Here is a 13665-nt window from a genome sequence, read left to right on the forward strand (position 1 = left end):
ACTCCGTCTGGAAAAGTCAGGCTGAAAGAAGGGTTTTGAGGGTGTCGATGGAAATGGCTTCGACCGTGGAGGCCTTGCCGGTGCCGGCATTGAAGCCGGTTGTCGTTTCTGCTGCGCAGAGCGAATTGAGGATCGCTTCCTCCGTCGCCTCTATCGTGGCTTCGAAGAGCGGCGAGATCGCGTCGTTGGAAAGCTCGGGGTAGTCCGTAACGGCCTTGCGGCGCGCAGGCGTGCGGCGCAGGCGCTGATCGGTGGAAAATGCCAGCGCATAATCACCGGAGCCATTACTGAGTGCCGCACCCGTGCGGGCAAGTCCGCCGAAGCTTCTGGCCGCCAAGCGCTTCAGATTGCGGGAAGAGAGCGGCGCGTCGGTGGCGACAATGATGACGATGGAGCCATCCTTGTCCTGGTGATCAGGGCTGACATAGGGTTTGCCGCAGACCAGCAGATGGCCGCCATAGTTGGATTGTACGAGAACGCCGATGGTGTAAGCATCACCGGCAATGGTGACGATGCGGGAGGCGGTGCCGATGCCGCCCTTCATGCCGAAGGCGACCGTGCCGGTTCCTGCGCCCACCCCGCCCTCTGCGATGGGGCCGGTGGTCGCATTTTTCAACGCGGACGAGATTTCCTCGACGGTCGGGCGGCCGGCGCGGATGTCGTTCAGGCGGGAATCGTTGGTCTCGCCGACGACGGCATTGATCGAGACGACTTTTTCATTCCCCGGCTGCGCCAGCGTATGGCGGTTGATCGCCTCGATGGCACGACCGGTTGCCAGCGTATTGGTGAGGATAACTGGCGTTTCGAGTTCGCCCAATTCCTCAATCTGGGTTGAGCCTGCAAATTTGCCGAAGCCGTTATAAACGGCGAAGGCGGCGGGCACCTTGTCCTGAAACAGGTTGCCGTCATGCGGCAGGATCGCGGTTGCGCCGGTGCGTATTTTGTCTCCTTCGATGACGGTCGAATGGCCAACGGCCACCCCTTCGACATCGGTGATGGCGTTGAGCCGGCCGGTTTCGAAATGGCCGGGCCGGAAACCGATATCGCGCAGTCTCGGGCGGGTCGTCTGATGCATCGGGCGATCACTTTTGCGGAATGCGGGCTGAGGTCGAGGCGAGCGCATCTTGCGAAAAGCTTTGCTCTGACTTGACGTTAGCCTAGTTCGCCGGGAAACGGCATCGCAAAAATGGAATAGTTTTATGCGGGCAATGGATGCCCTCAGGAGGCGCGCAGCGCGGGTTCGCCATCACGCTCCAGCCAGTGCCGCATTGCGTCTTCCGTCTCTTCGCGCGTAGGTGCGCCGGCCCGGCCGCCGAAGACTGTGCATTTGAGCGCGGCAGCAACGGAGGAGAGGCGGATGGCGGCGCGGCTTTCCATGCGCTCAGCCATCGCGAGCGCAAACGTGCCGTGGAAAATATCGCCCGCCGCCAGCGTGTCGACTGCTTCGATGGACATCGTCTCCTGAAAATGCACCGTGGGATCATTGGGCTCGGTCCACCAGCAACCGGCTGGTCCGGCGGTAACAGCGATGAAGGTCTCAGGGTAGCGAGCATGCAGCACCGGCAGCATGTCTTTCACCGTTTCAAGCCCCGTCAGCCGGGCAGCTGCGGGTTCGGAAAAGACGATATGGCTCGCGGCTGGCGCAAGCTTCTCAAGGATTTCGACGGGTGCAACGTCTCCATCGAGAATGGCGGGTTTGCCAAGCGTGCGCGCCACCGTGAGCACATCAAGCGCCAGTTCCGGCCAGCGCACATCCACCAGAACGGCGTCGAAAGGCGCGATGTCTTGCGGCGTGCAGGACCGCTTCTTCTCGTGCAGCCGGTGATCGTAGAAAGGCACGATCAGCCGCTCTCCCCTGTTATCGATGATGATCGTTGACAGGGCCGAGCGTGCGCCGGTCGCGACCGTCATACCGCTCGTGTTGATGCCGCTTTCGCTGAGATCGCGCAGGATACGGCTTCCGGTCTCATCGTCGCCCACCGCTCCCCACAGGCTGGCGCGGCCGCCCATGCGATGCACGGCATAGGCAGCGCTGGACGCCATGCCTTCGGCGATCTGCAGCATTTCATAGGGCAGGACCTTGCCTTCACCCTTTGGCATGTCGTGAACGCGAAACAGGGTGTCGAGCACGGCTGCCCCCACGCAGAGGACATGCTTGCCGGCCTGTTCTTTCGCCATTCTCTTTGCTCCCGTTGCGCTCAGATGCGTTTACCGCTGTCTTTGTCGAACAGATGCACGGTTGCCGGATCGATGGCAATGTGGATCGTATCGCCGAAGCGGACATTGAGGCGCTCGCGGAACAGGCAGGCGATGTCGTCACCCTTGCAATCGAGTTTGGCATAGATTTCCGAGCCGGTGCCTTCGACCAGTTCGACGCGGCCTTCGATGCCGGTCTCGGCCGCGCGGATATGTTCGGGCCGCACGCCGTAGACCAGGTCTCGGCCGCCGAGCTTGCCGATATCGGCATGGGCGGGCAACGGCAGACTAAGGCCCTTGGCAGTGCGGAAGACGCCTTCTTCGACCCGGCCGCGAATGAAGTTCATGGCGGGTGAGCCGATGAAGCCGGCAACGAAGAGGTTGGCGGGATTGTCGTAAAGTTCGAGCGGCGCGCCGATCTGTTCGATCACGCCGTCATGCAGCACCACGATCTTGTCGGCCATGGTCATGGCTTCCACCTGGTCGTGTGTGACGTAGATGGTCGTCGTGCCGATGCGCTGGTGCATGGCCTTGATCTCGCCGCGCATCTGCACGCGCAGCTTGGCATCGAGATTGGAAAGCGGTTCATCGAACAGGAAGACCTGCGGATCGCGCACCAGCGCGCGGCCCATGGCGACACGCTGGCGCTGGCCGCCCGAGAGCTGGCGCGGATAACGGTCGAGCAGTTTTTCCAGGCCCAGAATGGCGGCGGCCCGGTCCACCTTGGCCTTGGTTTCCTCGGCGCTCACCTTCTTCAGTTTCAGCGCAAAGCCCATATTGTCCTTGACCGTCATGTGTGGATAAAGCGCGTAGTTCTGGAAGACCATGGCGATATCGCGGTCGCGGGCGGGCAGGTGGCTCACCTCGCGCGGGCCGATATGGATTTCGCCATCGCTCAGCTCTTCCAGCCCTGCAATCATGCGCAGCAGGGTGGATTTGCCGCAGCCGGAAGGGCCAACCAGGACCACGAATTCGCCATCCTTGATGTCGATATCGATGCCGTGGATGACGTTGACGGAGCCGAAGCGCTTCTGGACGTTTTGGATATTGACCGGTGCCATGTGCAGGTTCCCGTATTTATTTGTTTGATGGTTCAGCCGCCCTTGACGGCGCCGGCGGTCAGGCCCGCCACGATCTGTTTCTGTGCGAACATGGTGAGCAGCAGCACCGGCAGCGTCACAATCAACGCGGCTGCAGCCAGCGGACCCCAGCTCACCTGTTCGAAGGACAGCATGTTGTAGACCGCGACCGGCAGGGTGCGGGTTTCACGGCTGGCCAGCACGATGCCGAAGACGAAGTTGTTCCACGAGAAGATGACCGCCAGAATGAAGGAGACGACGATGCCGGGCTTGGCGATCGGCAGCGCCACGAGGCGAAACACCTGCCAGGAGGATGCGCCATCAATGCTTGCGGCCTCTTCCAGCTCCTTCGGTGTCGTCTCGAAATAACCGATCATGATCCAGACGACGATCGGCACCGTCACGACAAGATGGATGATGATCTGCGGCCAGAGCGTGCCCAAGAGGTTCAGCCATTGGAACAGCAGGAACAGCGGAATGAGGAAAGAAAGGCCGGGTGTCATGCGGGCGATCATGATGACGACCGCCGACTTTTCCGCCTTCAGCCGCGCGATGCCGTAACCGGCGGGAACGCCGATGACGAGCGCCAGAATGGTGGCCGCCCCTGTCACGAGGACCGAATTCCAGAAATAGAGGAAGAAATTGTTCTCTTCGAACACCTTCACATAGTTCGACCAGGCGAAACGTTCGGGTATCAGGATTGGCGGATAGGCGCCGTTGTCGATTTCATATTTCAGAGACAGCGAGATCATCCAGATGAAGAACAGGATAACAGGCGAAATCATTACCAGCGCCACGAAGAACAGGCCGAGCCGGTCGAGATTTCTGCGTTTCAGGATTTTTGCGGACATCAGTGTTCCTCCATCTCGTTCCATTGCGAGCGCTGGCGCACCATCAGAAGCACGAAGGAAAGCGCCACGATGATGATGAAGAAGACGACGGCCATGGCCGAGCCGTAACCGATGTCGTAATAGGCAAACGCCGTATTGTAGAGGTAGATGTTTATGGTTTCGGAGGCCGTGCCGGGTCCGCCCTGGGTCATCGCATAGATGATGTCGAAGCTCTTGACGGCATCGATGGAGCGGATGATGACGGCGATCATCAGGAACGGCGCGATCATCGGCATGGTGAGATAACGGAACTTCTGCCAGGCATTGGCGCCGTCGATTTCCGCACTTTCATAGGGTTCGCGTGGAACGGCCGCCAACCCACCGAGCACGATCAGCATGACGAGCGGCGTCCATTGCCAGGTTTCCACAAGGACCAGCGACGGAATGACCGTTGACTGATTGTAGATCCATTCCAGCGGGCCGATGTGGATGAAGGACAGGAGATAGTTCAGGACGCCGAGCTGCGGATGGAACATCATCGTCCAGACGAGCGCGATGGCGACCGGGGTCGCCATCATCGGCATGACGAAAACGCCGCGCAGAAAACCGCGCAGCGGAAACTGCGCATCGAAAACCAGCGCCGCCAATGTTCCGAGGAAGAGCGGAGCGACAACTGACAGCACGGTATAAACGAGCGTGTGCCAGAGCGATTCCCAGAACCTGGCGTCGCTTGCGAGCCTTACGTAGTTCTCGAACCCGATGAAGCTCTGCTCCTGCCCGAGCGTCCAGCGATGCGCGCTCATCCAGAGGGTGAAGACCCATGGAAAAACGATGACAGCCGAAATGACGACCAGTGCCGGTATGACGAAAGGCCAGTAGTTGGGAGCAAGCCTTGCCGGCCTGCTCCCTTCTTTGCGACTGGCGCCTGTCTTGGTGTTTTCGATGCTCACGGAGGCCATTATCCCTCGCTACGCGCCAGAACGGGTGTGAACTGTTCCGTTGCCTTCTTGAGTTCCGCCGCCGGGTCGGCGCCGCCGATCATGTTGGTGAGGCCGACGCCGTAGATGTCGCGGAACTCCGTCACCGGAATGATAACGGGAAGGGCAAGCTGCGAGACCTTGCCGGAACCGACGACCGCATCCAGCCAGGCAGCCGGCATCTTGACGCCCTCGCGCACCTTCTGGTCTTCGAGGATGGACTGGCGGAACGGGACACCTGCACCTGCCTGCAAAAGGCGAGCGCCCATTTCATGCGAAATCGCCCACTGGCAGAAGAGGTAAGCGGCTTCCTTCTTGCTGCTGGCTTCGACGACACCGAGGCCATCACCGAATGTGCCAGCGGCCTGCGCTGCCGGGCCCTTCGGCATGACGCCATAACCAACCTTGCCGACGACACGGGATTTTTCCGGGTTCTCGATCGGCGGGGCAAAACCGACGCCATCGAACCACATGCCGATCTTGCCCTGCAGGAAGGCCGACTGCGCTTCCGCCCAGTTGAAGCCGGAGACGCCTGGAGGCGCGGCTTTGGTCATCAGGCGCTGATAGAGCTTGGCCGCTTCAACCGCCTCCTTGGACTCGGTGTTGACCTTGCCGTCGACGATCGGCTTTGCGCCGTAGCCGAGCATCAGCGAGGTCCAGACCGGTGTATTGGCGTTCTTGAGGCCACGCGCCACGAAACCATAGGTGTTGGTTGCGGGATCGGTGATCTTTTCCGCGGCCGTTACAAGCTCCTCGAAAGTTTCAGGGTATTTCAGGCCCTTGGCTTCGAAGAGCTCCTTGTTCCAGTAGACGATCCAGTAATCCACCGAGAAGGGCAGCGAGCGCAGCACGCCGTCGCTATCCTTGGCAAACAGCATGCCGGCCTCGGCAAAGTCCTTTTCGGTAAGCGACGGATCGGTGAGTGACGGGTCTTTCAGGAAGCCGCTGATATCAGCCAGCCACTTGCCCTTTTCGAACTGGCGCTTCTGCACATGGTAGCTCAGATGCACCACGTCGAAGCTCGGCTTGCCGGAGGAGAGTTCGATAACCACCTTCTGGCGCTGCTGCTGTTCCGGTGTCGCTTCGGCATTGACCTTGATGCCGGTCAGCTCTTCGAACTCGCCGAGATATTTGATCAGCGTTTCGCTGCGCGGGCTTTTGACGAGATTGACTTCAAGGGTAGTGCCCGCGTGTTTCTTCCAGTTCACCGCCGCCGATGCCGGGCGAATGCCGAGCACCGCGCTGCCGCCAAGCGCCGCCGTGCCTGCCAGAAAGGCGCGGCGCGTGGGGTTGAGCAATGAATGCGTCATGTCTGTTCTCCTCCAGTTAGCCGGAAATTCTCCTCACCCCGGCTTGTTGCTTATTCCCTGCAAGGCCGGCGCAGACCCTCTTTGTCCCGCCGGATTTGCCCTAAACCGCCAGCGCCCTGTCCCTTGCGTTGCGGATATGGGCGGTCAGCCGTTCCACGGCGTCTTCCACGGATCGCCTCTCGATGGCTTCGAGAATGGCGAGATGTTCCTTCATGACCGACTTCACATGGCCGGCGATGCGAAAGCGCTCCTGATTGATGAGGCGCATCTTGATGGAATTGACCCGGTAGGCATTCGAGATGATCGAATTGCCGAGCGCATCGATGAAGGCATCGTGCATGCCCCAGTCCACCTGCTGCGCGTGCTGCTCAAGTTCCGGCGATTCCCCGCCATTTTCGGCCGCTTCGGCGATATCGCGGTGCTGTTTCAACAGTTTCGCAATAGCTGCGTCTGAGGCAGAACGGGTAAACAGCGCCACGGCCTCCTTTTCGAGGAAGATTCGGAACTGGAATGCTTCGCGGATGAGGTTGATGTCGATATGGGCAACCTGTAATCCCCGCTGCGGCACGGTCTTGATCAGACCTTCCGCCTCCAGCCGCGGAATTGCCTCCCGGATTGCGCCGAGCGGCAGACCCGTCAGTTCCACAAGGCGGCGCTGCGAGATGAATTGCCCCGGGCGAACATCACGCGAGAGAAGGTGATGCGTAAAGCTCTCATACGCCCGTTCCCGCAATGTCTGTTCGCCGGTATCGTCCATGCTCAACCTTTCAGCTCCGTTCAGGCGGCCTGTTTGCGAAACAGCGCGTCGAAAGCGCCTTCGATCTGCCGCCGATCCTCAGGTGAAATCGCCACCAGCGGTGCACGCACATCCGACCAGATATTTTCCCCTGTCGTGTGTGATACCAGCACCTTGACGGCTGGTGTAACCGGGAATTTCAGAAGTTCCACAACAAGATCCTCGACGCGCTTGTCATCCTTGCCGTCGACGGCCATGGCGCGCACTTCCTGGGTCAGGAAATTGGCGACGCCGGAGATGGCGCCTTGACCGCCGAGGCGAACACCCTTGGCCAAGTCGCGCTCATCGCCGATCAGGATGGCGAGATCGCCGTGCTCTTTCAGCAGGCGCTCGGTGTGGCTCCAGTTGCCCGAGGAATCCTTCACGCCCGTGACGACGCCGGGAAATGCCTTTTTCAACCTTCCGACCAGTTCCACGGACAAGGTGACCATGGTTACGGAAGGAATATTGTAGACGAGAATGTCGCGTGCATCCTTACCGATTTTTTCGAACACCGCCGAGAACCAGGCAAACAGGCCGTCATCGCTGACATTTTTGAAATAGGAGGGGGGCGCGAGCAGAATATTGCGGGCACCGGCTTTCAGCGCTTCCGCCGACTGGTCGGCCGCGTCCTCGATGGAATCCATCAGAACGCCGGTGACCAGACGGGCAGGCGCAACACCCGCCTCGATGAAGCGGGAGAGAATGACCTGCCGCTCGCGGCTGCCGACCGAGCATCCTTCGCCTGTCGTACCGAAAAGCGTCACGCTGTCGCAGCCATTGGACAGGCAGCGGCGGGCATGGGCGATCATGGCATCGATATCGACCGTTCCGTCCGTTTTGAAAGGGGTTGTCAGGGCTGCCGAAAGGCCGAATTTCTGGGTCAATTAAGATGCTCCTCCAAGGTGACTACGAATTGATGGCATGCTGACATGTTAGTTGTAAAGAGCTAATTGCAATATGATTGTCCGGAAGTGCGATTTGAGGTTTCTCTTCGTTTCAGGCCGCGCCGTCAGGTGTTGAGACGAAGGGTCAAGGAAGCTTAGAGTAGGCTGTCCTGCCAGGGAGATGGCGGCCCCATGCTCTTTCCAAGGCGTGTCGATAGTGCGAAAATAAATTTGACTGTTGGAGTAAAGATTTTTATCAGGCAGTCTGAATATAGGGATAAAGGGACCATCATCATGACCATCGCCGAGCCGGCAGCGCCTGTAGCAGAGATCGAGCAGAGCCGCGTCAAGCGCCTGAAAGCTGCAACGCGCGGTGCGCATGGCGATCTGGATGCCTTCATCATGGCGGCGAAGCCGTTCGAGAGCCGGGAGAACTTCGGCAAATTCGTGGAAACGCAATATCTCTTCCACCGCGATCTCGATGCCTTTTTTTCCAATCACACGCTTGATGGTCTGCTCCCCGACCTCAAGGGCCGTCGTCGTCTTCCCATGATCGAGCAGGACCTTGCCGATCTCGGTCTTGCTATTCCGGAAACGTCCGAACCGCGCTTTACCGCCGAAACGCCCTTCGATCTGCCGGAGGCCATGGGCTGGCTTTACGTGGTCGAGGGCTCCAATCTTGGCGCTGCCTTCCTGCTGAAGGATGCAGCCAAGCTCGGTCTGGATGAAGAATTCGGCGCGCGCCATCTGGCCGGCGCACCGGAAGGGCGCGGCCTGCACTGGCGCACGTTTACTGCGGCCCTCGATGAAATTTCGCTGACGGTGGAAGAAGAAGAGCGTGTTGTTGCCGGCGCTGAAGAGGCGTTTCGGGCGGTCCATGCTTATGCGCAGCAGCGGATGGGCTGAGGGTTTCGCATAACTGCGCGGTTGTTGTCCTCATCGCGCAGAATGCCCCCTCGCGCGTGCGCATTTGATTGAGTCTTAACTCCCTACCGCCGTCACCCCGGACTTGATCCGGGGTCTGGTGCGATCAAGTCCTTGATCGCGAAAGATTCCATTCACGGCGCAGACGCGCCGTGAATGGATGCCGGATCGGGTCCGGCATGACGGAGGAGGGCCTTCGGATTTCTTAAATCGGTCTGCGACTGGGTAAGGGCCACTCGCCTTTGATGTGCCGCTCTCAATATTTGCCGAATAAACAGGCAAATATTTTTACCAAATGATAAAAATTTTGTCTTTTGATCAACGCTCTACGCAGCCCAAAATTTTATCCATTTGATAAAATTATTGTATTTGGTCTGGCACAGAACCTGCTACTCTTTTCTCAAGTCAGGAGACACCTGACGCAAAAAAGGGAACAGCAAAATGGAAGTTGGTGTTTTTATCCCGATCGGGAACAATGGGTGGCTTCTTTCCGAAAACGCGCCGCAATACAAACCGAGCTTTGATCTGAACAAGGCGATCACGCTGAAAGCGGAGCAGTATGGTTTTGACTTTGCGCTGTCGATGATCAAGTTGCGCGGCTTTGGCGGCAAGACCGAATTCTGGGATTACAATCTGGAATCCTTTACGCTGATGGCGGGGCTGGCCGCCGTCACCTCCAAGATCAAGCTGTTCGGCACCGCCGCGACGCTGGTCATGCCGCCGGCCATCGTCGCGCGTATGGCGACCACGATCGATTCCATTTCCGGTGGCCGTTTCGGCATCAACCTCATTACCGGCTGGCAGCGGCCGGAATATAGCCAGATGGGTCTTTGGCCGGGCGATGATTATTTCGGTGATCGCTACGAATATCTCGGTGAATATACGACTGTGCTGAAAGAGCTGCTGACGGAAGGTCAGTCGGACTACAAGGGCAAGTTCTTCCAGATGGACGATTGCCGCATGAAGCCGGTGCCGCAGGGTGATGTGAAGCTCATCTGCGCCGGTTCGTCCAATTCCGGCATGGCGTTTTCGGCCAAGTTCGCCGATTACAGCTTCTGCTTTGGCGTTGGTGTCAACACACCCAAGGCCTTTGCGCCCACCAATGAGCGGCTTCTGGCGGCAACGGAAAAGAGCGGCCGCGAGGTTAAGTCCGTGGTGCTGACCATGGTGCTAGCCGAGGAAAAATCCGAGGATGCCTGGGCGAAGTGGGAGCATTACAAGGCTGGTGCGGATCAGGACGCGATCAAGTGGCTCGGCCTGCAGAGCGCCGTTGACACCAAATCCGGCTCCGACACCAATGTCCGGCATATGTCCAACCCCGTCTCTGCGGTCAATATCAACATGGGAACCCTGATCGGCTCCTATGAGGAAGTGGCGGCCATGCTGGATGAAATGAGCGAGGTGCCGGGAACGGGCGGCGTGATGCTGACCTTCGATGATTTCCTCGAAGGGGTCGAAAAATTCGGCAAATACGTGCAGCCGCTGATGAAGAGCCGCGCGCATGTTCAAGCGGCACTGGAGGCAGCGGAATGAGCGAAGCCGTCGTGGCAGGTTACAAGGGCCCGGAGAGCCGTTCGGAAAGCGTGACGCTTCCCGCAAGGCCGGAGCCGATTACCCTGAAACCCAGCGAGACCGCCGTTGTCGTGGTCGACATGCAGAACGCCTATTCCACCGAGGGCGGTTACGTCGATCTGGCCGGTTTCGACATCTCAGGCGCAAAGGGCACCATCGCCAACATTAAGAAGACGCTGGATGCGGCGCGGGCCGCCGGTGTCCAGGTCATCTATTTCCAGAATGGCTGGGACAAGGACTATGTCGAGGCGGGCGGGCCGGGTTCGCCCAACTGGCACAAGTCCAATGCGCTGAAGACCATGCGCAAAAGGCCGGAACTGCAGGGCCAGCTGCTGGCCAAGGGCACATGGGACTACGCCATTGTCGACGAGCTGCAACCGCAGCCCGGCGATATTCTAGTACCGAAAACGCGTTACAGCGGTTTCTTCAACACCAATATGGATAGCGTGCTGCGCGCCCGCGGCATCCGCAATCTGGTCTTTGTCGGCATCGCCACCAATGTCTGCGTGGAAAGCTCGCTGCGCGATGCTTTCCACCTCGAATATTTCGGGGTGATGCTGGAGGATGCCACGCATCATCTCGGGCCGGACTTTATCCAGCAGGCGACGGTCTACAATGTCGAGAAGTTTTTCGGCTGGGTCGCCACCGTCAATGATTTCTGCGGCGTCATCTCGCAGGCAGCACCTGTCACCGATTGATTGAGAAACACAAAGAGGAGAACGAAATGCCGAAAAAGATCATCGTACCTGTTGGCACCAGCAAACCCATCGCTCCCTTTTCGCCGGGAACCCTCGCCGATGGCGTGGTTTACGTGTCCGGCACGCTGCCCTTCGACAAGGACAACAATGTCGTGCATGTGGGCGATGCCAGCGCGCAGACCCGCCATGTTCTCGAAACCATCAAGTCGGTCATCGAGACCGCCGGCGGCACGATGGAAGACGTGACGATGAACCACATCTTCATCACCGACTGGGCGAATTATCAGGCCGTCAACACAGTCTATGCGGAATATTTCCCCGGCGACAAGCCGGCGCGTTATTGCATCCAGTGCGGCCTCGTCAAGCCCGATGCGCTGGTGGAAATCGCCACCGTCGCCCATATCGGCAAATAGGGCGAAAAGGCAGATGATGCATTTCGAGGTTCATGGTCGCACCGAGCCTGAGGCCCCCACTATTCTGTTGTCCTCGGGACTGGGCGGATCGGGTGCTTACTGGACGCCGCAGATCGAGGCTCTTTCCGGCCATTTCCGGGTCGTCACCTATGACCATCGCGGAACAGGCAGGACCGGTGGCGAGGTGCCGCTCGATGGCGGCATTTCCGCCATGGCGGATGATGTGCTGGAGATCGTTTCGGCCCTGAACCTCCAAAAATTCCACTTCATGGGACATGCCCTCGGTGGCCTGATCGGCCTTGATATCGCGCTGCGGCGGCCCGGCCTTATCGACCGGCTGGTGCTTATCAACGCGTGGAGCAAGGCCGATCCGCATTCCGGGCGCTGCTTTGATGTGCGGATCGAGCTTCTGGAAAAGTCGGGTGTCGAGGCTTTTGTCAAAGCGCAGCCGCTGTTCCTTTATCCGGCGGCGTGGATGTCTGAAAATCAGGAGCGGCTGGCACGGGACGATGCCCATGGCGTGGCGCATTTTCAGGGCAAGGAGAATGTGCTTCGCCGCATTACGGCGCTGCGGGCCTTCGATGTGGACGCACGGCTTGGCGAGATAGGCAATCCGGTGCTGGTGGTGGCGACGAAGGACGATATTCTGGTGCCCTATACCCGCTCGTTGCGTCTTGCCGACGGTTTGCCGCAAAGCGAGCTTTGCCTTCTCGATTTCGGGGCTCACGCGGTCAATATCACCGAACCCGACCTTTTCAACGCCCGGCTTTTGCGGTTTCTGCTGCCGGTTGACCAAACATTCTGACAGGATTTTAGAGCACGATGACGAAAGCACTGGATGATGCAGCACTCGCAACGCTTTTCACCGAAGCACGCACCCACAATGGCTGGACGGACAAGCCGATCAGTGACGAGACGCTGCACGCGCTTTACGACCTGACGAAGATGGGACCGACTTCGGCCAATTGCTCGCCGGCACGTTTCGTCTTTGTGCGCAGCCCGGAAGCCAGGGAAAAGCTTCGGCCGGCACTCTCCTCGGGCAATCTCGAAAAGACCATGGCCGCGCCGGTCACGGTCATCGCTGCCATCGACAGCGAATTTTACGAGAAACTGCCGGAACTGTTTCCGCACGCCGATGCGCGTTCGTGGTTTACCTCCAGCCCTGCCGTGGCCGAAGAAACTGCCTTTCGCAACGCCACGCTTCAGGCCGGATATCTGATCCTTGCCGCCCGCGCGCTGGGGCTGGATACCGGCGCCATGTCCGGTTTCAACAAGGGCAAGGTGGATGCGGCGTTTTTTGCCGGCACGACGTGGAAATCCAATTTCCTGATCAATCTCGGTCATGGCGATCCGTCAAAGCTCTTTGGCCGCCTGCCGCGCCTTGGCTTTGACGACGCCTGTGTGCTGGCTTGATGGCCTGTTAAGGAAGGATGAGTTAGATGCAGATGATGTCTCTTGAAAAGGAAGCGGCAATGGAGACGAAGACTGCAGAGCAACGCAGCCTCGATTATAGAAACGCCATGGCGCGGCTCGGTGCGGCGGTCAATATCGTCACGACGGATGGCGCCGCAGGCCGGGCAGGCTTCGCCGCGACGGCGGTTTGCAGCGTTTCCGACAATCCGCCCACGCTTCTCATCTGCCTCAACCGCAATTCTTCCGCTTACAGGGTGGTGAAGGCCAATGGTGTGGTCTGCGTCAACACGCTCGCCGCCCATCATGAGGTGCTGAGCACGCTCTTCGGCGGCAAGACGCCTGCCGAGGAACGTTTCGCTGCGGGCAACTGGGGCGTGCTCGAAACCGGTGCGCCGGTTCTCGAAGATGCGCTCGTCTCTTTCGATTGCCGCATCCGCGAGGCCCATGACGGCGGCACGCACGATATTCTCATCTGCGAGGTTGTGGATATGAAGATCAATGCGGGTGATGAGGCGCTGATGTATTTCAACCGGCGTTACCGGGTGCTTTGAAGGCGGTCTATCGACAACATCCCGCGGGACAATTCTGTTT

The 13665-nt window shown here is 59.2% G+C and carries 15 protein-coding genes; 7 read left to right on the forward strand and 8 right to left on the reverse strand.

The genetic code is table 11. The annotated features are described in order from the left end of the window. Window positions 1-16: 16 nt before the first annotated feature. From FHW77_RS04545 to FHW77_RS04580, 8 genes are all read right to left on the reverse strand, one after another. Complete coding sequence (locus FHW77_RS04545) at window positions 17-1075, reverse strand: DmpA family aminopeptidase (protein ID WP_004443509.1); 1059 nt, start codon at window positions 1073-1075, stop codon at window positions 17-19. A 143-nt stretch (window positions 1076-1218) separates the two neighbouring features. Then, on the reverse strand, window positions 1219-2178 hold the full coding sequence (locus FHW77_RS04550; protein ID WP_004443507.1) for a sugar kinase: 960 nt from the start codon (window positions 2176-2178) through the stop codon (window positions 1219-1221). A 20-nt stretch (window positions 2179-2198) separates the two neighbouring features. Next, on the reverse strand, window positions 2199-3257 hold the full coding sequence (locus FHW77_RS04555) for an ABC transporter ATP-binding protein (protein WP_004443506.1): 1059 nt from the start codon (window positions 3255-3257) through the stop codon (window positions 2199-2201). A gap of 32 nt (window positions 3258-3289) precedes the next feature. Further along, on the reverse strand, window positions 3290-4111 hold the full coding sequence (locus tag FHW77_RS04560) for a carbohydrate ABC transporter permease (protein ID WP_169538611.1): 822 nt from the start codon (window positions 4109-4111) through the stop codon (window positions 3290-3292). 14 nt (window positions 4112-4125) lie between these two features. Further along, a complete protein-coding gene (locus tag FHW77_RS04565) occupies window positions 4126-5064 on the reverse strand; it encodes a carbohydrate ABC transporter permease (RefSeq protein ID WP_004443501.1) in 939 nt (312 codons plus the stop codon). Next, window positions 5064-6392 carry an ABC transporter substrate-binding protein gene (locus tag FHW77_RS04570; protein WP_004443500.1) on the reverse strand — a complete coding sequence of 443 codons (1329 nt, stop codon included), beginning with the start codon at window positions 6390-6392 and terminating at the stop codon, window positions 5064-5066. The genes FHW77_RS04565 and FHW77_RS04570 overlap by 1 nt, the downstream gene beginning before the upstream one ends. A gap of 100 nt (window positions 6393-6492) precedes the next feature. Further along, window positions 6493-7149 carry a GntR family transcriptional regulator gene (locus tag FHW77_RS04575; protein WP_004443498.1) on the reverse strand — a complete coding sequence of 219 codons (657 nt, stop codon included), beginning with the start codon at window positions 7147-7149 and terminating at the stop codon, window positions 6493-6495. A 20-nt stretch (window positions 7150-7169) separates the two neighbouring features. After that, complete coding sequence (locus tag FHW77_RS04580; protein ID WP_004443496.1) at window positions 7170-8054, reverse strand: dihydrodipicolinate synthase family protein; 885 nt, start codon at window positions 8052-8054, stop codon at window positions 7170-7172. 294 nt (window positions 8055-8348) lie between these two features. Here FHW77_RS04580 and FHW77_RS04585 point away from each other — a divergent pair, with 294 nt between their 5' ends. The 7 genes from FHW77_RS04585 (at window position 8349) to rutF (ending at window position 13625) form a co-directional block, all read left to right on the forward strand. Then, a complete protein-coding gene (locus tag FHW77_RS04585) occupies window positions 8349-8960 on the forward strand; it encodes a biliverdin-producing heme oxygenase (protein ID WP_004443495.1) in 612 nt (203 codons plus the stop codon). Window positions 8961-9419: 459 nt separating this feature from the next. Continuing rightward, window positions 9420-10511 (forward strand): pyrimidine utilization protein A, encoded by a 1092-nt coding sequence (rutA, locus tag FHW77_RS04590; RefSeq protein WP_004443493.1) that lies wholly within the window; start codon window positions 9420-9422, stop codon window positions 10509-10511. Beyond that, on the forward strand, window positions 10508-11248 hold the full coding sequence (gene rutB / locus FHW77_RS04595) for a pyrimidine utilization protein B (RefSeq protein WP_004443492.1): 741 nt from the start codon (window positions 10508-10510) through the stop codon (window positions 11246-11248). The genes rutA and rutB overlap by 4 nt, the downstream gene beginning before the upstream one ends. A gap of 26 nt (window positions 11249-11274) precedes the next feature. Next, window positions 11275-11661 carry a pyrimidine utilization protein C gene (gene rutC, locus FHW77_RS04600; protein WP_004443491.1) on the forward strand — a complete coding sequence of 129 codons (387 nt, stop codon included), beginning with the start codon at window positions 11275-11277 and terminating at the stop codon, window positions 11659-11661. Between the two features lie 13 nt (window positions 11662-11674). After that, window positions 11675-12466, forward strand: coding sequence for a pyrimidine utilization protein D (gene rutD / locus FHW77_RS04605; protein WP_034498679.1), 792 nt, complete (start codon window positions 11675-11677; stop codon window positions 12464-12466). A gap of 17 nt (window positions 12467-12483) precedes the next feature. Next, window positions 12484-13074, forward strand: coding sequence for a malonic semialdehyde reductase (locus FHW77_RS04610; protein ID WP_004443484.1), 591 nt, complete (start codon window positions 12484-12486; stop codon window positions 13072-13074). A gap of 26 nt (window positions 13075-13100) precedes the next feature. Next, window positions 13101-13625, forward strand: coding sequence for an NADH-dependent FMN reductase RutF (rutF, locus tag FHW77_RS04615; protein WP_004443483.1), 525 nt, complete (start codon window positions 13101-13103; stop codon window positions 13623-13625). Window positions 13626-13665: the final 40 nt, after the last annotated feature.

This window comes from Agrobacterium sp. RC10-4-1 (assembly GCF_014138475.1).
Lineage (GTDB): Bacteria > Pseudomonadota > Alphaproteobacteria > Rhizobiales > Rhizobiaceae > Agrobacterium > Agrobacterium pusense.